This window comes from Xanthobacter autotrophicus (assembly GCF_030015065.1).
GTDB lineage: Bacteria > Pseudomonadota > Alphaproteobacteria > Rhizobiales > Xanthobacteraceae > Xanthobacter > Xanthobacter autotrophicus_D.
The window spans coordinates 1-421 of record NZ_JAIVFN010000477.1 but is presented as its reverse complement, the minus strand read 5'-3'; the positions used below and the strand labels follow the sequence as shown (position 1 = coordinate 421).

Sequence of the window (421 nt, the reverse complement as noted above, 5' to 3'; positions counted from 1 at the left end):
TGGTGTCGGCCAGCACGTTGGTGACTTCGGACCAGACGCGGTCGATCTTCTCGAAGCCGGTGCGCAGCCGGTCGCGCACGTTGTGGATCAGCCAGGCGATGAACGGCAGCGGCACCAGCGTGACCAGGGCCAGCCAGGGATTGATGGAGAACAGGATGCCCGCCGTCATCAGGATCATCAGCACGTCGGTGATGAAGTCGAGCGCGTGCAGCGAAAGGAAAACGTTGATGCGATCCGTTTCCGAGCCGATGCGCGCCATCAGGTCGCCCGTGCGCTTGCCCCCGAAGTAGTCGAGCGAGAGCTTGAGCAGGTGCTCATACGTCGTGGTGCGCAGGTCGGCGCCGATGCGTTCGGAGACGAGCGCCAGGATGTAGGTGCGGGCCCAGCCCAGCCCCCAGGCCAGCAGCGCCGACAGCAGCAG

1 protein-coding gene is annotated in these 421 nt (G+C 65.3%); it reads right to left on the bottom strand.

Going from position 1 to position 421, the window contains the following annotated elements:
- Positions 1–421 (bottom strand): ABC transporter transmembrane domain-containing protein (locus K9U40_RS24120; protein ID WP_282892572.1); only part of this gene is annotated, 421 nt, incomplete at both ends.